Raw genomic sequence first — 23,452 nt, 5'->3', positions numbered from 1 at the left:
GTGGGCATGGCGGTGGGGCTTGCTGAAGGGGAAAACGGCAGGCTACCTGAAAACGGTTTGGTTGCTTCAGATGGTCTTGGGGGTCAGCGTATGATGCTGCGTTGTGAGTCGGCAAGGAAATCGCGCAACACGGCCAGCTCGGGGAAAATTTGAGCGGTTTTGGCAATCTGGCTGCAGGCTTCTTCGTAGGCCAGGCCTTGGCGGTAGAGGATCTTGTAAGCGTTTTTCACATTGGTGATCTGTTCGGGCGTGAAGCCGTTGCGGCGCATGCCTTCGCTGTTGATGCCGGCGGGCTCGGCGCGGTAGCCGGCGGCCATGAAGTAGGGGGGGACGTCTTTGTGTACGCCGGCGGCGAAGGCGGTCATGGCGTAGTTGCCGATTTGGCAGAATTGGAACACGAGGGTGTAGCCGCCGAGGATGACGTAGTCGCCGATGGTAACGTGGCCGGCGAGGGAGGCGTTGTTGGCGAAGATGGTGTGGCTGCCGATCACGCAGTCGTGGGCGAGGTGGCAGTAGGCCATAATCCAGTTGTCGTCGCCGATGCGGGTTTCGCCGATGCCAGTTACGGTGCCGAGGTTGAAGGTGGTGAATTCGCGGATGGTATTGCCGTTGCCGATAATCAGGCGGGTGGGTTCGCCGCGGTATTTTTTATCTTGTGGTATGGCGCCCAGGCTGGCGAATTGGAAAATGCGGTTGTTTTCGCCGATGGTGGTGTGCCCTTCGATAACGGCGTGCGGGCCGATTTCGCTGCCGGCGCCGATTTGCACGTTCGGGCCGATGACGGTGTAGGCACCGACTTTAACGCTGCTGTCGAGCTCGGCTTTGGGGTCGATAATCGCGGTGGGGTGGATTAGGGACATGGGGTTTCCTTGTGGCAGCGGGCTTTACAGGGGTAGGGGCTACCTGAAAATGGTTTGTACGAAATGCGGCGGCGGTTTGGCAGAGGCTACCTGAAAAGGGCGTTGCCTAGCTTGCCGGCTTATTTATCCACTGCGCGTTTGGCGCACATGATGACGGCTTCGGCGGAGATTTGGCCGTCTACGGTGGCAGTGGCTTTGAATTTGCCGATGTCGCGCTTGTGGGTGATGACGTCCAGATGAATATGCACTTGGTCACCAGGCACAACTTGACGTTTGAAGCGGGCTTCGTCGATGCCAACGAAAAAGTAGATTTCGTTTTCTTTGCGCTCGCCCCGGCTGAGGATGGCGAGCACGCCGGCAGCCTGTGCCATCGCTTCGATAATCAACACGCCCGGCATCACGGGGAAATCAGGGAAGTGGCCTTGGAAAAATGGCTCGTTTACGGAAACGTTTTTAATGGCAGTGAGGCTTTTTTCTTTTTCAAAACCGATTACGCGATCCAGTAGCAGAAAGGGGTAGCGGTGCGGCAGCAGACGTTGCAGGGTGCGAACGTCCAGCGGGAGTTCGATATTTTCGATTTGCATGGATTATTCCTTGTTTTCGGGATAGTTGATTGTGTTTTCCAGCGTTTTCACGCGGCGGTGCAACTCGTTGAGCCGGCGCAGGTGCACGGCGTTTTTCACCCAGTCGCGGTGGGTTTGCAGCGGATAGGAGCTGGCGTAGTAGTCTGGCTGGTTGATGGAGGCAGCTACAAGGGTGCCGCCGCCGATGAAGGTGCGGTCGGCCACGTGGATGTGGCCGACAAACATGGCGGCACCGCCGATTTGGCAGTAGGCGCCGATATGGGTGCTGCCGGCAATGCCAACGCAGGCGGCGATGGCGGTGTGGGCGCCGATATGTACGTTGTGGGCGATTTGCACGAGGTTGTCGATTTTCGCACCCTCGGCAATCACGGTGTCTTCGATCGCGCCGCGGTCGATGGTGGTGTTGGCACCGATTTCCACGTCGTTGCCGATTTCCACGCCGCCCACTTGTGGGATTTTGTACCAATGGTCTTGCGCCCAGGCATTGCCGAAGCCGTCGGCACCGATCACGGTACCAGAGTGGATTTCCACACGCTCGCCGAGGCGGCAGCCGGCATAAATGGTTACGTTGGGGTGCAGCACGGTATGCTCGCCAAGCACGCAGTTGGCTTCCACCACGCAGTTGGCCAGGATGCGGCAGCCGTCGCCTAGCACAACGCAGTCGCCGATATAAACGTTGGCACCGATTTCGCAGCTATCGGGCACGATGGCACTTGCTTCCACCACGGCGCTGGGGTGAATGCCGGGGTTGGCGGCGGGAGCGGGGTAGAACAGGCGGGCGGTTTGGGCGAAATAGAGTTGCGGGTTGTCGCACGCAATCAGATTGCGGCCGGGCAGTTTGTCGGCCAATTTGTGGTGCACAATCAGCGCGCCGGCTTGGCTGGCCAGGGCTTCGGGCAGGTGTTTGGGGTGGGAAACAAAACTGATGTCGTCTTTTTGTGCGGTATGCAGCGGGGCAATACGGCTGATGGCGATGTCTTGTCCGGTAAGCGTGCCGCCTAAGGCGGCGATAATGTGGGAAAGCTGTTTCTGCATTTTAACTTCGGTGAAGTTTCGCTTTCAGGTAGCCTGTTTTGCGGCAGGGAGGCCGGAATTTTCAGGTGGCCTTTATTGGTTGTTGAGAGCGCGAATAACTTGGTCAGTGATGTCGAATTTGCTGTTTACGTAGATAACGTCTTGGATAATCAAGTCATAGCCATCGCGCTGTGCCAGCTCGGTAATCACGCGGTTGGCATTTTGCTGCAGGGCAGCGAACTCTTCGTTGCGGCGCAGGTTGTATTCTTCAGTGAGCTGCGCGGCCTGGCGGCGCAAATCCCTATCCAGGGCAATCAGCTGCTGCTCTGTGCGGCGGCGTTCGGTGGTGCTCAGGCGCCCCTGGTCGAGCCTGGTTTTCAGGGCAATACCTTGATTACGCAGCCGTTGCAGTGCCTGCTGTCGGGCACTGAATTCGTTTTGCAGGATGGTTTGGATACGCTGCGCTTGGGTGGACTGCTGATACACACGCTCAGTATCGATAAACCCCAGCTTCTGTATGCTGTCGGCCGCGGCGTGCAATGCGAGCAGCATCGCAGCAGCTGCCGCTGCTATACGGGGGAGATTAATCTTCATCATCTGCTTTCCTTAGAAAGTCGTGCCTAATTGAAATTGGAAACGTTGGATCTGGTCGTTATCCCGCCGGCGCATCGGGTGGGCGAAACTGAATTTCATCGGGCCTAGTGGCGAAAGCCAAGTTAGCGCTGCGCCCACAGAATAGCGCAATTCGTTGCTGAAGGTGGAGCGATGGTCTTGGCTGTAGTAGCCGTTGGTGCCGTAGGGGTTAGTAGAGCTGTAGGCACCGGTGTTGTAGTTTTTGCCATCCCACACGCTGCCGGCATCGGCAAATACACTCAGGCGCACGGAGCGCTGGTCTTTCACGCCGGGGAAGGGGAAGAGCAGCTCAGCGGAGGCATAGGCTTTATAGGTGCCGCCGTAATTGACGATGTTGCGAGAGTTGCCGTAAATTTCGTACACCTTCGGACCCAGAGAACCGCTTTCGTAGCCGCGCACGGAGCCCAGGCCGCCGCCGTAGAAGTTATTGAAGAAGGGTACAGTGGAGGTGCCGCCGTAGGAGCCGGCATAGCCCACTTCGCCACCCAGCATCAGGGTGAAACTCTTACTTAAGGGGAAGAACCAGCGTTGGTCGTGGGTAAGGATGTAGTATTTTAAATCACCGCCAGGCAGGCCGAGATCGGCGTTTACGCTGGTGGTGTAGCCGCGGGTTGGCCACAGGGCATCGTCGGTTTTGTTGCGTCCCCAACCGATATTGCCTTTGAGAATCCAGTTTTTCTCACCATGTTCTTGGAGGAACTGGCGGTAGCGGTAGGGTTGATAATTTACGTCGCCATGTAGTTTCACGTTCAGGTGCTCCACTGCGAGGCCGAAGTTTACGCGGTCATACTCGGTAACTGGCACACCCATACGCGCACCTAAGCCGATACGGGTAGTTTCGTAGTTGTTGGAGCTGGAGCTGGAGCTGGATTTATAGGGCATGTAGCCGCGATAGTAGATGTCGTAGCCCAAGCTCACACCGTCGGGAGTGAAGTAGGGATCGGTAAACGACAGGGACGCGGTATTTTGGGTTTTGCCGCGTGCAATGCGGAAGTTGGCAGATTTGCCCGTGCCGAACAGGTTATCTTGTGCCACGCCGGCAGAAAGTACCAAGCCGGTGTCTTGCACCCAACCGGCAGCTACTTCCACCGAACCAGTAGAGCGTTCTTTCACGGATACATCCACATCCACTTGGTCAGGCGTATCGGGCAGCGGGCGGGTTTCCACTTTCACATCGTCGAAATAGCCCAAGAGCTGGATACGGTCTTTGGAGCGGTTGAGTTTGGCCGAATCGTAGGGTGCTGCTTCGGTTTGGCGCATTTCGCGGCGGATAACGGCATCACGGGTTTTGTTATTGCCGGAAATGTGGATTTGATTCACATAGTATTTACGACCGGGATTTACCGTTAGAACGAAATCCACGGTGTGGTTGGCCTGGTCGGGCTGCGGCTGCACGCCCACTTGGGCCAGGGCGTAACCAGCCTGACCCATACGGTCTTGGATAGCTTGCAGGCTTTCTACCATCTGTGAACGGTTGTAGCGGCGGCCTTCGCGCATTTTCAGCAGGGCTTCCAACTCTTCGCGCGGCACTTCGCGGGTGTCGCCTTCGATGCGCACTTTGCCCCAACGGTAACGTTCGCCTTCGTGTACTTTAATCCACAGCGTCTGCTCGGTACGGTCGGCGTTGTAGCGCACATCGGCATCCTGCACTCGGCCTTCAAAGAAGCCTTCGTCTTGATAGAAATCGGTGATGGATTGCAGGTCTTGACGGAATTTTTCGTCGGAGAAACGGTCGTCTTTGGAGAGCCAGCTCAACATACCGTGGCGATCCATCTGCATTTGACGGCGCAGAGTACGGTTGGAGAAGTGCTGGTTGCCTTCAAAGTCGATTTCTTTGATGTGGGTGGTAGGGCCTTCGTCGATTTTCAGCGTGATGTCCACACGGTTACGCGAGAGGCGGGAAATCTCGGGGGTGATGGTGGCAGAGAGTTTGCCTTGGTTGGCATATTCCTGCTGCAGGCCGGTCACGGCTTGGTTCAGGATTGCTTGGTTAAAGGGCTGCGATTGACCCAGGCCGAAGCTGTCGAGATTTTTCTTGATCGCGTCGCTGGGCAGGGTTTTGCCGCCGGTAACGGTGAGCGTGTTGATGATGGGACGCTCTACTACGGTTAGCAATACTTGGTTGCCCATGGTTTCCACGCGTACGTCGTCGAACAGGCCGGTGGCATAGAGGTTTTTGATGATTTGTTCGCCTTCGCCATCAGTGAAGGTGCTGCCCACTTTAACCGGCAGGTGGCCCAATACAGTGGAGGGGGCGGTACGCTGCAAGCCCTCAATGCGGATATCTTGGACGGTAAACGGTGCGGCGGCCAGCGCCCAAGAAGACAATCCGGCTGCGAATAAAGAGAAAGTAAGTTTGTTCAGTTTCATGCCTTATCCCAATAAGCGGGTGATATCGTTGAAAAAAGCCAGCAGCATCAGCATCAGCATCAGGGAGAGGCCGAGGCGCAACCCCCACATTTGTACATTGGTGCTAACGGGCTTGCCGCGAATCCATTCGGCGGCATAATACATTAAATGGCCGCCATCTAAAACAGGAATCGGCAGCAAATTCAAAATCCCCAGGCTGATGCTCACCACGGCGAGGAATTCCAAATAATCCTGAATGCCGGCGGAGGCGGTTTTGCCGGCATAGCTGGCGATGGTAATTGGGCCGGAAATGTGGCTTACGGAAGCCTGGCCGGTGAGCAGGCAGGCAAACAGGCGGCCGGTGAGCGCGGTGTAGGAAGACACGCGCTGCATACCCATTTCGGCTGCGCCCAGCCAGGTGGGCTGATAGCGGTAGGTGGCGCGAACCATCCATTGTTGGTCGACTTCGGCTTCAAAACCGGCATAGCCGTAGCGCTCGCCATTGCGGTCTTCACGGCTGTCGGGGCGCAAGGCTACCTGAAGCGGTTTTTTGCCGCGCAAAATATCGATAGCAAGTTTGTCTTGCGGGTGTTGGCGGATGGTGGTGGTTAAATCCGGCCAAGTATGCACGATCTGCCCGTCCACGGCCACCACGCGGTCGCCTTTGCGCAAGCCGGCGTGTTCGGCGGGGGAGCCGGGCTGGATAGAGGCAAGCGTAGTGTTCAGTCGTAGGGCGGTGATGCCGAACCAGCCGCCGCGTTTGGCCACGGCTTCCGCTTCCGGCGTGCCGGCGGCATCGATGGTGCGTGTGGTTTGGCTGCCATTGGCCTCGCGCACGGCTACCTGAACCTTACTGGCTTCCAAATTCAGGATGATTTCCGATTGTGCGTCGCCCCAAGTGAGCACCTGCTTGCCGTTTACGGCGGTGATGGTGTCGCCCGGCTGAAAGCCTACTTTTGCGGCCAGTGTGTCGGGCATCACCATGCCCACCATCGGGCGCACTTCCTGCACGCCGAAATAGCCGAAGGAGAAGGTGTAGAGCAGCACGGCCAGCGCCAGGTTGGTAAGCGGGCCGGCGGCTACCACCAGCATGCGTTTGAACGGGTGTTGCTTATCGAAGGCGTAGGGCAGGTCGGCCTCGGTCACGTTGCCTTCGCGGGTATCGACCATTTTCACATAGCCGCCCAGCGGAATCGGCGCCAGGCACCATTCGATATTGCGCCAGCGTTTGTTGAAAAACGGCTTGCCGAAGCCCACCGAGAAGCGCAGCACTTTGATGCTGCACCAGCGCGCCACCAGTAAATGCCCCAGCTCGTGCAGGCTGACCAAAATCAGGATGGCAACGATAAACGCGCCGAGTGTGTGCAAAAGAAACAAACAAGAAGCTCCTTGAAGCAGGCGAATCGGATGCAGGCTACCTGAAAGAGAGAAAGCCGTATTTTTAGGTAGCCTCAGCCGCCAATCGGCTGCAGGAAGAAAAACGTAATTGTAATGGAAACAGAGGTTCCCGACAAAGCCTGCGCCCATAACTAAGGCCTGTCATATTGGCTTGACTTGCCGCATTACTCATGCGGCTTACTGCCTGGCATGAAAAAGATGTTCAGCGATGTGCCACTTGCTGCACAAACGCTTCTGCAGTGCGTCGGGCAGCGGCATCTAAATCCAGCAGGCCTTCCAGGCTGTGGTGGCTACCTGAAAAATCCTGTTCCAAGCAATGCCGCACCGTGTGTGCGATGTCGGTGAAGCGGATGCGGCCGGCCAGAAAGGCGGCCACGGCGATTTCATTGGCGGCATTGAGTACGCAGGGCACGCCGCCGCCGGCCTGCATGGCCTGATAGGCCAGTTCCAGGCAAGGGAAACGGCGGTAGTCGGGCATTTCAAAGGTGAGCGCGGAGAGGGCGGCGAAATCCAGCGGCGGCACGCCGGAGGCGATGCGTTCGGGCAGGCCGAGGCAGTAGGCGATGGGCGTGCGCATATCGGGCGTGCCCATTTGCGCCAGCACCGAGCCGTCGGCATAGCGCACCATACTGTGTACCACGCTTTGCGGATGGATAACGGTTTCCAGTTTGTCCGGCGGGCAATTGAATAGCCAGTGCGCTTCAATCAGCTCCAGGCCTTTGTTCATCATGGTGGCACTGTCCACCGAAATTTTGCGCCCCATCTGCCAGTTGGGGTGTTTGACCGCCTGCTCGGGGGTGATGGCAAGGAAGGCGGCTAAATCGGTGTGCAGGAAGGGGCCGCCAGAAGCGGTGAGGATGATGGATTGCACGCCGTTATGTTTCAGGTAGCCTTTTTCTTGTGGCAACACTTGGTAGATGGCGTTGTGTTCGCTGTCCACCGGCAGGATACGGGCGCCGGATTGGGCGGCGGTTTGCATGAAGAGGCTACCTGAAACCACCAGCGTTTCTTTGTTGGCCAAGTAGATGGTTTTGCTGGCGCGGGCGGCGGCCAATGTGGGCGGCAGGCCGGCGGCGCCGACGATAGCGGCCATCACGCCGTCGGTTTCCGGCGCGGCGGCAATGTCGCACAAGGCCTGCTCGCCATGCAGCACTTCGGTGTGGCAGCCGGCAGCAGACAGATGCGCGCGCAGTTCGGCGGCTTGCGCTTCGTTGGCGGTTACGGCGTATTGCGGACGGAAGGCAATGCATTGTTCGGCCAGCTTGGCGGTTTGGCTGTGGCCGCTGAGGGCGAAGATGCGGAAGCGTTCGGGGTGGCGGGCAACCACATCGAGCGTGCTGCTGCCGATGCTGCCGGTGCTGCCGAGGATGGTGAGGGATTGGATCATGGTTAGTGTGTTTCAGGTAGCTTTTTTTGCTTATAGTGATTCATTTTAAACCAGCATGGCGTTGGCTTGTTGCCTGATTCTGCTTAAACTTAATCGACGGTATATAGAAGGGAATAGGAGGTAGATTTATTTTTCAGGTAGCCTCAATGCGGGTGGCAGGCTACCTGAAAATGTTGGGCGAAACAAGCTGGGTTTTGCAAAGGCTTCAGCTTGCTGGACATGATAGCTGCAGGGAAATGCCGCTAAGCCAGTCTGCAATATTCAACGGCAGCGGAAGGGCGATTTCCGGCTGCCGTTTGGTTTGCTGCTTTAGGAGCGATATTGCGCCATCAGTTCGCAGTAGTTTGGGTAGTGCTCTTTGCTCACAAAGCCGCGTATCAGGCTCATGGTTTGGTAGATGCCGCGCCGCTTGGCGTTTTCGTCCCAACAGCCGATGTGCTGGGAGTTGTCGAAGTCGAACCAGTATTTGGTGAGCAGCCACACGTTTAGGCCGAGCTCGCGCAGGGCTTCGTCGTCAGCTTCGATGATGCCTTTGTCGCGTAGTTCGATGAAGATTTTCACCAAAAGCGGGGAGATTTTCACATGGGTGAATTCGTTGTGTTCGCCCAAAAGCTGCTTGCTGCGGGAGAGCAGGGTGTTTACATCGCTGAATAAAAAGCGGTATTCCCACAGGATGTCGTACACACCCTGTAGGTATCCCCCCATTTTGGCCATGCTGTCGGGCAGCTCGGTTTGGCGGATGTAGTCGAGCAGTTTGTTGCTGTAGCGCTGGAACAGCTGAATAATGATTTCGTCTTTATTGCGAAAATGATAGTACAGGTTGCCGGGGCTGATGCCGAGGCGTTGGGAGATGTGGTTGGTGCTGATGTTGCGCTCACCCTCCTCGTTGAACAGCTGGAGGCTGATGTCGATGATCCGGTTGTAGGTGTTGGGTTTGCCGGGCTTCCTGGGCATGGGTTATCTCCTTGGCTGCAATGTGAATTATGCCTGTGCAAGAGGCTACCTGAAAATGATATAGCGGGATTTTAATACATTATCGATTGTATTGCCTTATAGATAAAGCACTTATTTTTCATACGGCTGTGCTTCGCCGCTTGGTAGGAAAAATATGCTTCAGCTTCCTTATTCCAGCCACACCGGCTCGGGCTCCAGCCGCACGCCGAAGCGTTGGTAAACGCTGTTTTGCACGTGTTCGGACAAACGGCGTACGTCTTCGGCACTGGCGCCGCCGAGGTTAATCAGCACCAGGGCTTGTTTTTGGTGTACGGCGGCATGGCCTTCGCGGTGGCCTTTGAGCCCGCATTGGTCGATAAGCCAGCCGGCGGCGAGTTTGGCCTGACCGCCAGGCTGGGGGTATACCGGCAGGGCGGGGTGCTGCTTCTTCAGCGCGGCGGCTTGTTCGGCGGGAACGATGGGGTTTTTATAGAAGCTGCCGCAGCTGCCGGTTTCGGCGGGGTCGGGCAGCTTGCGGCGGCGGATGCGACACACGGCCTCGGCCACGATGGCAGCGGTGAGCGGCGCGCCTTGAGCCAGGGTTTCGGCTTCGGCTTGCACGTCGCCGTAGTGCAGCTTGGGTTTGAATTCGCTATCCAGCACGAACGTTACTGCGGTAATCACGAAGAGGCCGCCGGATTGTTTGAACACGCTGTTGCGATAGGCAAAACGGCAGTCGGCATGGCCGAACGATACCGGTTTGCCGCTGTCTAAATCCCAGGCGTGTACGGTTTCGATACAGCTTTCGGCTTCCACGCCGTAGGCGCCGATATTCTGCACCGGCGCGGCGCCCACTGTGCCGGGAATCAGGCTGAGGTTTTCCAGCCCGCTCAAGCCTAGTGTGATGGTGTGCTGCACGAAATCGTGCCAGTTTTCGCCGGCCTGCGCGGTAATACGCATTTTGCCGATGCCGACCGGCTCTGGCGCGGAAATGCCTTTATTGGCCATGCGTACCACCAGCCCGCCATAGTTTTTCATCAGCAGGATATTGCTGCCGCCGCCCAGCCACAGGGTGTGCTCGCGGCGGTATTCGGGCAGTTGGAAAATCTCAGGTAGCCTTTCGGCGGCGTCCAGCGTGTAGAGTGCGGCGGCGCGGGCGGGCAGGCCGAAGGTGTTCAGTGCGGTTAAATCGGCATCGTATTGCAGTCTATTCATCGTCTTCATGTTCCAGCATTTCTTGGCTTACTACCGCCAAACACCATAAGAGGGCGGCAGCGGCACAGCCTAGTGACAGCACCAGCGCCGCCCAGAAGCCGTAAATCCCCATACGCGTACCGAAGGCCAACAGGCAGCCCAGCCCGAGGCCGACCACCCAGAAGGCGATGCCGTGAATCACCATCGGCAGTTTGGTTACCTTATAACCGCGCAAGGCGTAGGAGGCAATACATTGGATGGCGTCGGCTAATTGGAAGGCAGCGGCGAACAGCAGGATAGTGGCGCCGAGCCCGATCACGGCCTGGTCATCCGTGTAAACGCGCATAATCGGATAGCGGAACAGTAGAGTGAGTACCGCGGTGACAATGGCCAGAGCCGAGCCGCAGGCCAAGGCCACGCCGGAGGCATAACGCGCCTGGAAATAGCGGTCGGCACCGATGGCATAGCCCACGCGCACGGTTACTGCCGCGCCGATGCCTTGCGGAATCACATAAATCAGGCTGGTGATGCTGTTTACCACTTGCTGTGCGGCCACGTGGTCTTCGGCATTGCCCGGCAGTTGGGCGATCAGCAGCATCATCACAGTAAACAGGCTCACTTCGAGGAAGAAAGACAAGCCGATCGGCACACCCAGCTTGGTAATTTGACGGAAAATCTTGGCGCTGGGCTTGGTGAAACGCGCGAACAGGCCGAAGCGTTGGAAATATTTCTGTTTGGCAATATAAGCCCACAGCGCGGCGGCGTTAAACCAGAACACCAAAGTACTGGCCAGGCCGCAGCCCGCGCCGCCCAAGGCAGGCATGCCTAAATCGCCGTAAACGAAGATATGGTTGAGCGGGATGTTTAAAAACAGGCTAATCCAGCTCATCCACATAATTGGTTTGGGTTTACCCAAGCTGGAGGCAAAAGCGTGCAGTGCACGGTGAATCATGGCTGCCGGCATGGAAAGGGCAATAAGGCCCACATACACGGCAAATTGCCGTTTCACTTCGGCATCCAAGTCTAAAAAGCCATTGATGGGCTGAATCATCAGCCACAGCAGAATCATGCCCACAATGCCCAGTATCAGGCCATATAATATGCCCTGCCGGCCCAGCTCACCCACTTTCTCGATTTCGCCCGCGCCGTGTTCTTGGGAAATCATCGGATTGAGCGCGGTCATGATGCCGAGGAAGGTTATGTAAACAGTAACGAATGCGCTGCTACCCAGTGCCACGGCGGCCAAATCGGTTTTGCCCGCACCGCCGGCCATCACGGTATCGACCAACCCCAGCCCCACTTGCGCAATCTGCGCCAGCAGCATGGGCACCGCCAAAGCACCCAATTTGGAGGACTCTTTGCGGAAAACGGCGGTGGAATAACGGTTTAGGTCGAGCAGCATAATCAAAACGAGAGTGGAACATAGATGTAATTTTAGCAGAAATGCAACATAAGTTGTAGCAATGCAACACTTTCTGCTCTGGTTTTATGAATATATTCTGCAATAGTATGCTTGATTTGTCGAAGAAAATATTTTTCCCTGCTGTGTTGCGGATTTTACTTGGGAAAATCTGCCCGGATGCTGTTTTTAGAGTAGACAAAACCGGAAAAACATGAAAACAGTTGGGTTCTGGTGCAAAAGCCACCTGAGAACGCCAGTGGAACGGCACATTTTGGTTTTGACTGTGTCGCGCATCATTCTTCGTTTTCAGGTAGCCTTTGTCGCGGCAGAGATAGAGATGAAGATTTGAATAAAGCAGCATTGCCTTTGATCCTGATGAAGGCGGCTGTCCCCCCCCCCCCAAAAAAAAACTAAAGGCACGCTGGAGCTGCTTCCGTCGTGCCTTTGTTTCAGCTATTACGCTTACTATTGGCCTGCCTGCGTGGTTGGGTTGATTAAGATTTCCACGCGGCGGTTTTGCGCGCGGCCGCTCTCGGTGGAGTTGTCCGCCACCGGCGAGCGTGAGCCGTAGCCCACGGTACTGATGCGGCTGGCAGCCACGCCGCGGCCGGTGAGGTAGCCGGCCACGGAGCGGGCGCGGTTTTCAGACAAGGGGTTGTTGATGCGGTCGTTGCCGGTGTTGTCGGTGTGGCCGGCCACAGTGATGGTGGTTTCCGGATACTGCGTCAACACATTGGCCACGGTGTTGAGCGAATTTACCGCATCGGGGCTCAGGCTGGCGCTGTTGGTGGCGAAGGTTACGCCGCTGGGCATAGTCAGTTTGATTTGGTCGCCTTGGCGCTGCACTTCCACCGGCGTATTAGCTAGTTCTTGGCGCAAACGGCGCTCTTGCACGTCCATATAGGCACCAACACCCGCACCTACCACGCCGCAGCCCAGTGCCGCATTGCGCGCGCCTTTGCCACCGTGAGTCAGTGCCCCGATGGCGCCGCAGGCCGCCGCGCCGCCGAGGCCGAATAGAGCGGTTTTGGAAATAGTCTGCTGGCCGGTAACCGGGTCGGTAACGCAGCCGTTCAGGGCAAAGGTGGCGGCCAGGGTTAAAACGGTTAGACGTTTCATCATAATCGATTCCCTTGTTTTGTAGATTTCATTGAAAACAAAAAGTTAATATAAAGCATGCTGCTTGCAGCAGTTACTATAGGCGAGCCGCCGCGCAAACAAAAGCCGCCGCTGCAACATTTACCGTTTTCAAAACTTTCCAAATGTTTGTTTACATTTGCCCGTCAGGTGGCTGCAAACAAGGCTTTCGGCTACAATGCCCTTCCCAACAACCTGATAGGATACCTGAAAACATGCCGCGCCTCTCCCGCTTCCTCCTGTCCGCGCTCGCCGTGGTTGCCGCTGCTTTTTCCCACGCCGAGCTCCCCGCAGGCCTCTATTTATACCAGGGCAACGATGGCGGCAACTACCGCCCCGCCGACGAGCCCGATGCTATTCCGTTCCCGCGTTCACCCTCCTTCCATGCCGAGCGGAAAGTTTGTATCCCTGCCGACAGCCAAGCCTGGCTGCAAGAGCAAATAAGTCGGCTCACCACCGGCCTCTATCCCCAAGGCCGGTTTGAAGAACGCCAAACCGGCCACAGCTGGGTTTACACCCTGCTCAACCCCGCCCAAGCCAAGCCAGGTTTGGATGCTTATACCGTGAGCATGGTGCTGAAAGAAGACCCGCAAGGCCGCCCTGCCGTTGCCTTCTCAATCAACTCCACCGACACCGAACGCAATTCCGTCCACAACACCCAAGTTAACCAGCGCTACACCTTCCAAGGCCCAAGTTGTCCCGCCGAAGCCGATAGCAAATAAATTTCGGCTGCACAGAAACTTCGCTGTGGTTTTATTTTCAGGTAGCCTCTAAATCTTTAACTAACCACATCCATTGCCATTATGCTAAGCATCTACAACACCCTCACCCGCCAAAAAGAGCCCTTCGCCCCCATCGACCCGAAAAACGTGCGCATGTACGTTTGCGGCATGACCGTGTACGACTACTGCCACCTCGGCCACGCCCGCGTGATGGTGGTATTCGACATGATTGCCCGCTGGCTGCGCGAGTGCGGCTATCCGCTCACTTATGTGCGCAATATTACGGACATCGACGACAAAATCATCGCCCGAGCGGCCGAAAACGGCGAAACCATCGGCGAGCTCACCGCCCGCTTTATCCAAGCCATGCGCGAAGATGCCGACGCCTTGGGCGTGCTGCGCCCCGACGTTGAGCCGAAGGCCACGGAAAATATTCCGCAGATGATTGCCATGATTGAAACCCTGATTCGCAACGGCAAGGCCTACCCCGCCGCCAACGGCGACGTTTATTATGCCGTGCGTGAGTTTGCTGCTTACGGCCAATTATCCGGCAAATCGCTGGACGACCTGCGCGCCGGCGAGCGCGTGGAAGTGGACGGTTTCAAACGCGACCCGCTCGATTTCGTGTTGTGGAAAGCCGCCAAAGCAGGCGAACCGGCATGGGAAAGCCCGTGGGGCAACGGCCGCCCGGGCTGGCACATCGAATGCTCCGCCATGAGCGACAAGCTGTTCGGCGATACCTTCGACATCCACGGCGGCGGCGCGGATTTGCAGTTCCCGCACCATGAAAACGAAATCGCCCAAAGCGTTGGCGCCAGCGGCCATGTTTGCGGACACGAACACGCGCACACCCACCACGGCCAAAGCATCGCCAGCCACGTTAAATACTGGCTGCACAACGGCTTTATCCGCGTAGACGGAGAAAAAATGTCCAAATCTCTGGGCAATTTCTTCACCATCCGCGACGTGCTGAAGCAATACGATCCCGAAGTCGTGCGCTTCTTCATCCTGCGCGCCCACTACCGCAGCCCGCTGAATTATTCGGATGCGCATTTAGACGACGCCAAAAACGCCCTCACCCGCCTCTACAACACCCTGGCCAACGTGCCGCCCGCAGCCGAGTTTGGCTCTGCCGAAACTCGTGAAAACCATCTTCAGGTAGCCTCCGAAGCCAACGACTACACCCGCCGCTTCTTCGCCGCCATGAACGACGATTTCGACACCGTGCAGGCCGTGGCCGTATTGTTCGAGCTGGCCGGCGAAGCCAACAAAACCCGGTCTGCCGAGCTTTCCGGCTGCCTCAAAGCCCTTGCCGGCACCATCGGGCTGCTGCAACGCAACCCGACCGAATTCCTGCAAGGCGGCGCGACCGCAAACGGTTTGAGCAACGAAGAAATCGAAGCCCTCATCGCCCAGCGTAAACAAGCCCGCGCCGACAAAAACTGGGCCGAATCCGACCGCATCCGCGACCTGCTCGCCGAGCAAGGCATCACCCTGCGCGACGGCGCGGACGGCACCAGCTGGACACGCGGCTGACGGGTTGGAGTTGGCTGTAAGCAAACAAAGGCTACCTGAAATTTCAGGTAGCCTTTTTTCAGGTAGCTTTGGGCAGGGTGTCGGATTCGTGAATCCGACCTATGGTTTTCAGGTAGCCTTCAAGCAGCGGGATAGATGTTTACAATATCTTGTTTTTTGTTACAATCCGATCATCGGCAATACCCTTATTCCCCTTTCCAAACAGGAGCGGCAAGATGAAGCAATCAATGATGAACACGGCAGCGGGCGTATTGGCGGCAGTGCTATTGGGCAGTGCGGGCTTGGCATATGCCAACCCCTATCCGGTTGGCTCGCAGCAATGGCACAACTTTAATGGCATCATGCAGTCAGAAGCAGATCGGATACAACGCGAGCGCAATGCCGTACGGCAACAGCCGATCAACCGCGGCCCCACCGCCGCTGAAATACGTGCCTGGGAGCAGCGCGAGGCAAAGGTGCAAGCCGAAATCGCGGAACTGCGCCGCACGCCGTTTTATATGGCCATCATCAATGATTTCGGCACAGATAGAATAGCCTATGCAGGCGGGTTTAGAACCGAGCAACGCGCCATTGAAGATGCCATGAAATTTTGCCGCAGCGGCAACTGCCAAGTACTGACTACTTTCAGCAACTCCTGTGCGGTTTTAACTTTCCCCGCTGGCCGCGAACTCCACTCTGTGAGCGATTTCTTCTTCGGTTATGACCGAGACCACAACAGGGCGGCAGAAAAATCCATTCGTGCCTGCGAAGCCCGCCACGGTAAAGGTAACTGCCTGTATTCAGCCAGCAGAACCAAAAACGGCACCGCCTTCTGTACCGGCTACGACTACAGCAACTACAACCAACGTTAGAAGCTGTAGAAGCTATTCAAACCAAAAGGCTACCTGAAAGTTTCAGGTAGCCTTTTCATCTTGCTGCTCCGCCAATGCTGCACAATGCCCGCCTTCCGAAACCACCTGCCAAAGCCAGCGCAGCATGTATGGGTGGGGGTGCTGCGGAACGCACGCACGCGGTTTTTCACTTCGTTGAAGCTGCGCTTTCAGGTAGCCTTTTGTGTGCTAGTCGGATTCGGCAGTACGGCTGATGATGTGCCTATCGCTGGTGTTGCGCCAGCCAGTCGCGGGCGTGGGCGATATCGGCGGCGATTTGTGCTTGCAGCTCGGGCAGGCCGGGGAATTTGGCTTCGTCGCGCAGTTTGTGCAGGAAGTCGATGCGCAGGCGTTGGCCGTAGAGCTGGCCGGCAAAGTCGAACAGGTGGGCTTCCAGTTTTTGCGTGGGCAGGCTGGATACGGTGGGGTTCCGGCCGAAGCTGGCCACGCCGTAGCGCGTGCCGAATGCGCCGTGGGCGGCGATGACGAATACGCCGCAGAGCGGGTAGCGGTACGGGGGGAGGTGGAGGTTGGCGGTGGGGCAGCCGATGGTGCGGCCGAGCTTGGCGCCGTGTTTCACGCGGCCGCTGAGGGAATAGGGGTGGCCGAGCAGGCTTTCGGCGTAGCCGAGGCGGCCTTCGCTGAGGGCTTGGCGCACGAGGGTGCTGCTGGCGCGCACGTCTTGCACCATCACGGAGGGGGTGCGCTCGGTGGTGAATTCTGGGCGGCGGCTGAGGAGGCTGAAGTCGCCTTGGCGGCCGGCGCCGAAGCGGAAGTCGTCGCCGATGAGCAGGTGGCGGGTGTGCAGCTGTTCGATGAGCAGGTGTTGGATGAAGTCGGCGGCGGATACGGCGGCGAGGCGGGCGTTGAAACGCAGCACCCAGACGGCATCGAGGCAGCCGGTGTCGCGCAGCAGGCGCAGTTTTTCGCGCAGGGGGCTGAGGCGGAAGGGTTTTTCCGCACCGCGCTGCCGGCTGAAAAATTCTTGCGGCTGGGGCTCGAATACGATGGCCACGGCGGCGAGGCCGCGCACGTCGGCTTCGCGGCGCAGGCGTTCGAGGATGTGGCGGTGGCCGAGGTGGACGCCGTCGAAATTGCCGATGGTAACGGCGCTGCCGTGCGGGTGCGGGCGGAATACGGTGTTGCCGAAGCGGATGTTCATGGCGGGCGGGGTGGGAAAAAGGGGCTATTGTAGCGGGAAGGGCGGATTAAAGCACCCGGTGCGGTATGAGGGGAGATGAGGCTACCTGAAACTTTCGGCCTGGCGGGACGCCGTGTGTTGATTTGCATGGCGTTGCAGCAAAGGTTTTCAGGTAGCCTTTCTGTTTCCGCTTGTTATGCGGCGGCTTCGGTATCCCAGCTCAGGAGTGCCCATTTCATGGCGAAGGGTGCTTCGGCGAATTGGCTGTGGTGGCGGTGGAAGAATTGGGTGAGGAGTCGGGTGTGTTCGGGGGTGAGCGTGCCGTAGGCGGCGGCCATGCGCTGCAGGAAGTCGGGCAGTTGGGTGCAGTCGGCGAGGCGGCCGGGGGTGGTGATGTAGCTGAGGGTGGGGTCGTAGCCCATTTGGTAGAGGATGTTGAGGGCGTAGATGTAGCCGGGGTAGGGGCCGCGCTCCTGGCCGAGCAGGCGGCTGATTTGGGGCGGGTTGAAATGGCCGTCGGCGAGGATGGTGAAATACACGCTGTGGCGGGCGTGGGCGCTGAGTTTGGCAAAGAGGGCGGCGAGGTCGCGGTCGAGCCCGCTGCGGGAGGAAACGACGAGGTCGCACACGGGCACGTTGTGCCAGCTGTCTTCTTTGCTCAGGTGGATGGGGGTGATGTTGGTAAGGCCGGCGGCTCGGGCGTTGGCTTCCAGGCATTGGAGCATGCCGCTGCTGTAGTCGAGGCCGTAGAGGCGCTGTACTTTGGGGGCGAGGCGCAGGGCGAGGGTGCCGGGGCCGCAGCCGACATCGAGCAGGGTGTCGCCGGGGCGGAGGTGCATTTGGGCGATAAAGGCATCGGCGTAGGGGCTGGGCTGGAGGACTTTGGCGCTGAAGCTCGGGGCTTTGTCGTCCCATTCGGCGGCGGGTTTTTCGCTGAAGCCGAGTTCGGCCATGCGCTCGCGGTAGGCTGCGGCAAAGTCGGCGGGCAGGGTGCGGGGCTGGGGCATGGGGCTACCTGAAAGAAGTGTGGTGAAGGGAGTTGGCTGTATAGTGAGTTAAATTTAAACCAGTACAGCGTTGCCTCGCCTTGCCGTACTATTTGTACTGTCTGCGGCTCGTCGCCTTGTCCTGATTTAAATTTAATTCACTATAAATTCAGCGCACGGGATAACGGCGGACGCAGCTGTTTGCGGCAGCGCTCATCTGACGTTCGAGGACGGGATTACTTTGGCCTCGGTCGTAGGCGCTGGTAACGCGTTGCCATTCGCGGGCGCTGTAGCGGCTGCGCAGGGTGTCGTAGGTGCAGGCGCAGATGCGGCGGGTTTGGGCGGGGGTGCCGATGTTTCTGGAAGTGCAGAGATCGAGGAAGGCGCTGCGGTGGCTGGCAATGCTGCGGCGGTTGGGGTTGGCATTGGCGTTGGGGCGGGCGGCACATTGGCGCACGCTGCTGATGAAATAGCGGCCCAGCGGGGTGTTGGGGTTGGCGGGCTGGCGAATCCAGTTGTGGCCGTAGCGGCTGCTGACTTTGTCGTAGGCGCAGGCGCAAACGCCGGCGGCTTGGTTGGGGGTCATCCGCCATTCGGCGGCGTTGTCGGCGCAGGCGTTGACGAAGCTGCTGCGCGGGGTGGTGGGCGTTTGGTTGGTGGTGTTGCTGCCGGTGGTATGGCAGGCGGCGAGGGCAGTGAGGACAATGGCTGCGGGGAACAGGCGGCGAATCAGCATGATGAGTTTCCTTAAGCAGTGGATTTTGTGTTTTCAGGTAGCCTTTATGATGACGGAAAGGCTACCTGAAAAGTGGGTTTGAATCATGCCGCATTTAGCGGGGTGCATGGCGGGAGACGCATTGCCGGGTGGCGGTGTCGATGAATCTGGTGAGTTCGGACTTGTTGCTGATGTCTTGGCTGGTGAGGGTTTGCGGCCAGTTGCTGCCGTAGCGGCTGCTGATTTGATTGAAAGTGCAGGCGCAGATATCGGCGGCTGATTGGTGGGAAATGCCGGCGGCTGCGATTTCGCCGGTGCAGCGGCTGATAAACAAATCACGCATGCTGGATGAGGGGTTATAGGCGGCGGCGCCGGGGATGAGGGCGAGCAGGAATAGGGCGGGGATGAGTTTTCTGAACATAATGTTTTGATGTGAATGAATTAAAGATAAAAATCAGGCAGCCTGCGAAATGGCGGGCTGCCTGTGCACCGTTTAGCGGCGTCTGAGGTGGCGGTCTACGCAGGCCTGGGTGTTGCGTTTCATGCGGCTTTCAAACTGGGGGTCGTTGCCGGTGCGGTCGTAGGCATCCAGCGCGGCTTTCCAGCGAGTGCCATATTGTTTGCCGGTTTCGTCGAAGGTGCAGGAGCAAAGGGTGCGAGCCATTTGTTGGTTCAGGGTGCTGCCCTGAGAGGTGGCAGATTGGGTGCAAGCGCTCACGAATTCATTGCGCATTTGCTGCAGGGTTTTGGCTTGGGCGGCAGGAGCAGCAACAGCGGCTAATACGGCGGTGGCAAATAGGTATTTTTTCATTAGGCTTTCCTTTCTAACACGATGAATTGGGAACGAAACCATATTGTGCCGTTTGGCGGCGGAATTGTCTATAGCCGAAGCGCCTCATAAAGGGCGTTTGAACGGCAAAAGGCTACCTGAAAGTGGGGTTTCAGCGAAGTGATATACAGCTAAAGCACTTCACCTCCTACTGAGTCGGCTCGCTTTGCCGTTACCCGTAAACTGCCCTTTCAGTTTAGGAGACATACAGGGCGGGAGTTGCTGATCAGGCCAGCCTAAGTAGGCGTTATTGGGCGGGGTCGGGGAGTGATGGTACAGCATTCTGCTACGGTTACACCGGCCAATACTGCCACGAAGCCGTGTCTGCCGGGGAGCTGCCCACTGCCGATGTCGGCGACGAAATGCGCCGCCTGACCATAATTGATTACTGTGCCAAAGTTGCTTGCATGGGTTGGGTTTCGAACGCGCCGCAGTTGGAAATCAATCCGCTGGATGTAGCCGATGCGGCCGAAAAAGCCGGCATGGCACCGGTGGATTATGTGGCGAAAGGGTTGAAGGAGGGCACGCTGGAAATGTCTTGCAACGATCCGGAAAATCCGAAAAACTGGCCGTACAATATGTTTATTTTGCACTCCAACATTTTGGTTTCTTCCGGTAAAGGGTACGATTATTTCCTGAAATACCTGCCCGATACGCAAAACGGCCTGATGAGCGTCGAAGAAGATTGCTTGAAACCCACCGAAGAGAAACAGCGTGACGGCGTAGGAGACAAGCTGGATTTGTTTGCCCTGCTCGATTTCCGCATGAATGCCACCGCTTTACGTATGCTGACGTGATTTCCTCATCGCCACCTGGTATGAAAAAGACGATTTGAACAGGTCTGACATGCACCTCCACATCTGCCAGCTTACCGAAGCGGTGCAGTCTCTGTGGCAGAGCAGGCCTGACTGAAAAATCCACAAAGACTTGGCCAAAAAACTCAGCGAGCCGGCCAAAGACTACCTCGGCATACACAAAGACATCGTAACTCCCCTCCCCGCTGATGTACGACAGCTTGCAGGAGCTCGGCCGGCCCTTTGAGCCGAAAGACTGGAAACTTGGCGAGTGCGAGCCGATTCTGGGTGAAACCATGCCAGTGTGCCGGCTATGATTGTGGTGGAACACGATTACGGCACGGTTTACGAGCAATTCACTTTCATCTGCCCCTCGCTAGATAAAGATGAACAACAGCAAATCTGTTTCAGGTAGCCTTGTTTTATGCCCGATGATTGGCAGCCTGCTTGGCGGGCACAGGCTTGGGTGGCGGTAATTAGGGTTTTTATCGGTTTTCCTTTTTGTATTGTGAAGTGAAAAGCGGGCATTATGCAGTTTTGCAGAGAAAGAGAAATAGCAGCTTAGGTTTTCAGGTAGCTTTTGGCGATATCGGGAAGATGGTGGAGGCGTAGAGGCTACCTGAAACTTTACGTCTCCAAGGGATCGATATCCACTGACCATCTGGCCGCGGCAAATTGCCGTGCCAGCACGGCGAGGGCTTGCTGCCAGAGGGAAACTTGCCGGTGCAACGTTTTGCGGCAGGGGCTTTCCAGAAACACTTGGGCGCGTTCGCGGCCGGCGAGTTTGGCCAGCAGCATGGGCACGGGGCCGAGGCAGAGCACTTCCGCGGCTTCGGTTTCCACGCTTTCAGGTAGCCTTTGTTGCGCCACCCATTCGGCGGCCAGGCGCAATAACTCCAACGCATCGGCCATATTGGCGGCATCGGCGCGGACGGCGGCGGTGTGGGCGAAGGGCGGCATATCGAAGCTTTCGCGCTCGGCCAACTCGCCAGCGGCGAAGTCGGCATAGTTTTGCCGCAGCAGCGTTTGATACACGCGATGCTCCGGCAGGCGGGTTTGGATGAACACGCGGCCGGGCAGCTCGGCACGGCCGGCACGGCCGGCCACCTGCATCAGTTCAGCAAACAGCCGCTCGGGGGCGCGGAAATCAGCGCTGTAGAGGCTGCCGTCGGCGTTGAGTACCAACACCAAATTCAGGCGGGCAAAATCGTGGCCTTTGGCCAGCATCTGCGTGCCCACCAAAATATCCACGCCGTTTTCGGCGATGCGTTGGTAGAGCCGTTGCCAGTCGCCCTTGCGGGCGACGCTGTCGCGGTCCACGCGCTCGATTTTGGCCTCGGGAAGTTGTGCACGCAGAGCTTCTTCCACCCGCTGCGTGCCGATGCCCACTGCGGTGAGGTCTTGGTTGCCGCAGTCGGGGCATTTTTTCGGAATCGGCACCGCCAGGCCGCAATGGTGGCAGCGCAGCTGGCGTGCGCGCTGGTGCAGCACCAGTTTGGCAGAGCAGTGCGGGCAGCCGAAGGTGTGGCCGCAGTCGCCGCAGAAGAGGGCGGGGGCGAAGCCGCGCCGGTTGAGGTATACCATGCTCATGCCGCCGGCAGCATGATTTTGTTGCAACAGCTTGAAAGCGGCCGGGCTGAAGCCTTGGTCCAATAGCTCGCGGCGGATGTCGATCAGGCGGATTTCGGGCAAGCGGGCAGCCGCACGAGCGCGTTGTGGTAGGCTGAGCAGGCGGTAGCCGCCGCTTTGCGCCTTGTGCCAGCTTTCCAGCGAGGGCGTGGCGCTGCCGAGCACAATCGGGCAACCGGCCTGCTGTGCGCGCCACACGGCCAAATCGCGGGCGTGGTAGCGCAGCTCGCTGTCTTGTTTGAACGAGGAATCGTGTTCTTCGTCCACCACAATCAGCCCCAAATCCGGCAGCGGCGTGAACACCGCCAGCCGTGTGCCCACTACCAGCCGCACCTGGCCGCACATGGCTTTCAGGTAGCCTTGGGTGCGCTCGCCGGCGGCGGTTTGGCTGTGCAGCACGGCAGTTGGCACGTCGGCAAAGCGCTGCTGTAAGCGGGCGATGAGCTGCGGTGTTAGGCTGATTTCAGGCAGTAGGAACAACACCTGTTTGCCCGCCGAGAGCGCGGCGGCCATGGCTTCGAAATAGGTTTCGGTTTTGCCGCTGCCGGTGATGCCGTGCAGCAGGAAGGGGACAAAACCCTGTGCCTGCGCCACCGCATCGGCAGCGGCCTGCTGCTCGGGGTTGAGCGGCACGGGCGAGGGCGGAATAGGCAGGCGGGCGGGCAAAGCGCCGGTTTCGGCTGCCAGCCAGCCTTGCGCCTGCCAGCTTGCCAGCTGAGCGGCGGCCTGCGGCGCGATGGTGCGGGCGGCGCTTTGGCTCACCGAGCCCTCCAGCAGCGCCTGCCACAGCGCGGCTTTGCGGCGGTGGTGCGGCGGCGGTGCGGGCTGCTGCCGCCCCAAATCGGTGAGAGAAAAATAGGTTTCCGGCTGCGGCAGCGGGCAGGGCTTGGCTTCGCGCAGGCCGGCGGGCAGGGCGGTGAAGGCGGTTTGGCCGATGGGATGGTGATAATAACGGGCAGTAAATTCAATCAGTTTGCGCCAGGCGGCGGGCAGCGGCGGCTCGTGTTCAAACACTTGCGCGAGCGGGCGGATTTTGTCCGGGCTGATTTCCGGCTCTTCGCACGCACCCCACACGATGCCGGCCACGGTTTTGCCGCGAAACGGCACGGCCACTCGCACTCCGGGCGCGGGAATGTGGTCGGCACGGTAGGTAAGCAGCGTGTCGAGCGGAACATTGAGGGCAACTTGGCAGTAGGGCACGGTGGTTGTGTGTGAGTACGGAGATGGCGGCTATTGTACCTGAAATGGCAAAGGCTACCTGAAAGCGTGGCTTCAACGAGGTGAACCAAGGTTTTGGCGTAGCTAAGGCTTTGGCCTTGCTGCAGTTAAAACGGCAGCAC

The 23,452-nt window shown here is 58.2% G+C and carries 21 protein-coding genes and 1 pseudogene; 4 read left to right on the top strand and 18 right to left on the bottom strand.

What is annotated here, in order from left to right; genetic code table 11:
• Nucleotides 1-83: 83 nt before the first annotated feature.
• The 11 genes from lpxA to A7P99_RS06620 all read right to left on the bottom strand — a co-directional run bounded on the left by lpxA (nt 84) and on the right by A7P99_RS06620 (nt 12,876).
• On the bottom strand, nt 84-860 hold the full coding sequence (gene lpxA / locus A7P99_RS06670) for an acyl-ACP--UDP-N-acetylglucosamine O-acyltransferase (RefSeq protein ID WP_067528220.1): 777 nt from the start codon (nt 858-860) through the stop codon (nt 84-86).
• Nucleotides 861-979: 119 nt separating this feature from the next.
• Entirely contained in the window at nt 980-1,444 is a 465-nt protein-coding gene (gene fabZ, locus A7P99_RS06665; protein ID WP_067687030.1) for a 3-hydroxyacyl-ACP dehydratase FabZ, read from the bottom strand.
• Between the two features lie 3 nt (nt 1,445-1,447).
• Nucleotides 1,448-2,479 carry a UDP-3-O-(3-hydroxymyristoyl)glucosamine N-acyltransferase gene (gene lpxD / locus A7P99_RS06660; protein ID WP_067528217.1) on the bottom strand — a complete coding sequence of 344 codons (1,032 nt, stop codon included), beginning with the start codon at nt 2,477-2,479 and terminating at the stop codon, nt 1,448-1,450.
• A gap of 72 nt (nt 2,480-2,551) precedes the next feature.
• Nucleotides 2,552-3,055 carry an OmpH family outer membrane protein gene (locus A7P99_RS06655; protein ID WP_082880674.1) on the bottom strand — a complete coding sequence of 168 codons (504 nt, stop codon included), beginning with the start codon at nt 3,053-3,055 and terminating at the stop codon, nt 2,552-2,554.
• Between the two features lie 9 nt (nt 3,056-3,064).
• Entirely contained in the window at nt 3,065-5,461 is a 2,397-nt protein-coding gene (gene bamA, locus A7P99_RS06650; protein WP_067447509.1) for an outer membrane protein assembly factor BamA, read from the bottom strand.
• 3 nt (nt 5,462-5,464) lie between these two features.
• Nucleotides 5,465-6,808 (bottom strand): RIP metalloprotease RseP, encoded by a 1,344-nt coding sequence (gene rseP / locus A7P99_RS06645; RefSeq protein WP_193563037.1) that lies wholly within the window; start codon nt 6,806-6,808, stop codon nt 5,465-5,467.
• Nucleotides 6,809-7,040: 232 nt separating this feature from the next.
• On the bottom strand, nt 7,041-8,225 hold the full coding sequence (ispC, locus tag A7P99_RS06640) for a 1-deoxy-D-xylulose-5-phosphate reductoisomerase (protein ID WP_067447512.1): 1,185 nt from the start codon (nt 8,223-8,225) through the stop codon (nt 7,041-7,043).
• A gap of 309 nt (nt 8,226-8,534) precedes the next feature.
• Entirely contained in the window at nt 8,535-9,179 is a 645-nt protein-coding gene (locus tag A7P99_RS06635; RefSeq protein ID WP_067528215.1) for a TetR/AcrR family transcriptional regulator, read from the bottom strand.
• Nucleotides 9,180-9,347: 168 nt separating this feature from the next.
• Entirely contained in the window at nt 9,348-10,373 is a 1,026-nt protein-coding gene (murB, locus tag A7P99_RS06630; RefSeq protein WP_067528213.1) for a UDP-N-acetylmuramate dehydrogenase, read from the bottom strand.
• Nucleotides 10,366-11,754 (bottom strand): MATE family efflux transporter, encoded by a 1,389-nt coding sequence (locus A7P99_RS06625; RefSeq protein WP_067447516.1) that lies wholly within the window; start codon nt 11,752-11,754, stop codon nt 10,366-10,368. Before A7P99_RS06625 ends, murB begins: the two co-directional genes overlap by 8 nt.
• Nucleotides 11,755-12,219: 465 nt before the next feature.
• Nucleotides 12,220-12,876, bottom strand: coding sequence for an OmpA family protein (locus A7P99_RS06620; RefSeq protein WP_067447517.1), 657 nt, complete (start codon nt 12,874-12,876; stop codon nt 12,220-12,222).
• Between the two features lie 230 nt (nt 12,877-13,106).
• Between A7P99_RS06620 and A7P99_RS06615 the strand changes: the two genes are divergently transcribed.
• From A7P99_RS06615 to A7P99_RS06605, 3 genes are all read left to right on the top strand, one after another.
• Entirely contained in the window at nt 13,107-13,613 is a 507-nt protein-coding gene (locus tag A7P99_RS06615) for a hypothetical protein (RefSeq protein ID WP_067447518.1), read from the top strand.
• 81 nt (nt 13,614-13,694) lie between these two features.
• On the top strand, nt 13,695-15,149 hold the full coding sequence (gene cysS, locus A7P99_RS06610; RefSeq protein WP_067447519.1) for a cysteine--tRNA ligase: 1,455 nt from the start codon (nt 13,695-13,697) through the stop codon (nt 15,147-15,149).
• A 215-nt stretch (nt 15,150-15,364) separates the two neighbouring features.
• Nucleotides 15,365-16,000 carry a DUF4189 domain-containing protein gene (locus tag A7P99_RS06605; RefSeq protein WP_082881544.1) on the top strand — a complete coding sequence of 212 codons (636 nt, stop codon included), beginning with the start codon at nt 15,365-15,367 and terminating at the stop codon, nt 15,998-16,000.
• Nucleotides 16,001-16,241: 241 nt separating this feature from the next.
• Here the strand turns inward: A7P99_RS06605 and ribF are convergent, their stop codons facing one another.
• The 6 genes and pseudogenes from ribF to A7P99_RS06580 all read right to left on the bottom strand — a co-directional run bounded on the left by ribF (nt 16,242) and on the right by A7P99_RS06580 (nt 19,671).
• The gene (gene ribF / locus A7P99_RS06600; protein WP_067447522.1) at nt 16,242-17,180 is read right to left on the bottom strand and encodes a bifunctional riboflavin kinase/FAD synthetase; all 939 of its coding nucleotides are present in this window, start codon (nt 17,178-17,180) and stop codon (nt 16,242-16,244) included.
• Nucleotides 17,181-17,353: 173 nt separating this feature from the next.
• Nucleotides 17,354-18,166, bottom strand: a complete 813-nt coding sequence (locus A7P99_RS10630) for a class I SAM-dependent methyltransferase (protein WP_067447527.1) — start codon at nt 18,164-18,166, stop codon at nt 17,354-17,356.
• Nucleotides 18,167-18,204: 38 nt separating this feature from the next.
• Nucleotides 18,205-18,311, bottom strand: a pseudogene (locus A7P99_RS10250) (IS5/IS1182 family transposase); the annotation flags it as partial.
• A 3-nt stretch (nt 18,312-18,314) separates the two neighbouring features.
• The gene (locus tag A7P99_RS06590; protein WP_067447529.1) at nt 18,315-18,881 is read right to left on the bottom strand and encodes a hypothetical protein; all 567 of its coding nucleotides are present in this window, start codon (nt 18,879-18,881) and stop codon (nt 18,315-18,317) included.
• Between the two features lie 94 nt (nt 18,882-18,975).
• Entirely contained in the window at nt 18,976-19,281 is a 306-nt protein-coding gene (locus tag A7P99_RS06585; protein WP_067447532.1) for a hypothetical protein, read from the bottom strand.
• A gap of 72 nt (nt 19,282-19,353) precedes the next feature.
• On the bottom strand, nt 19,354-19,671 hold the full coding sequence (locus tag A7P99_RS06580; RefSeq protein ID WP_067447533.1) for a hypothetical protein: 318 nt from the start codon (nt 19,669-19,671) through the stop codon (nt 19,354-19,356).
• 338 nt (nt 19,672-20,009) lie between these two features.
• On the opposite strand from A7P99_RS06580, the gene A7P99_RS10690 reads away from it, so the two are divergent.
• On the top strand, nt 20,010-20,486 hold the full coding sequence (locus A7P99_RS10690; RefSeq protein ID WP_067447534.1) for a molybdopterin-dependent oxidoreductase: 477 nt from the start codon (nt 20,010-20,012) through the stop codon (nt 20,484-20,486).
• 624 nt (nt 20,487-21,110) lie between these two features.
• On the opposite strand, the gene A7P99_RS06570 is transcribed toward A7P99_RS10690, so the two are convergent.
• Nucleotides 21,111-23,312: a primosomal protein N' gene (locus tag A7P99_RS06570; protein ID WP_067687024.1), complete on the bottom strand. Its 2,202-nt coding sequence runs from the start codon at nt 23,310-23,312 to the stop codon at nt 21,111-21,113.
• Nucleotides 23,313-23,452 lie beyond the last annotated feature (140 nt).

Source organism: Eikenella sp. NML120348 (genome assembly GCF_001648435.1).
Taxonomy (GTDB): domain Bacteria; phylum Pseudomonadota; class Gammaproteobacteria; order Burkholderiales; family Neisseriaceae; genus Eikenella; species Eikenella exigua.
Note: the sequence above shows the minus strand (reverse complement) of the source record. Positions and strands in the feature narration are given on the sequence as shown.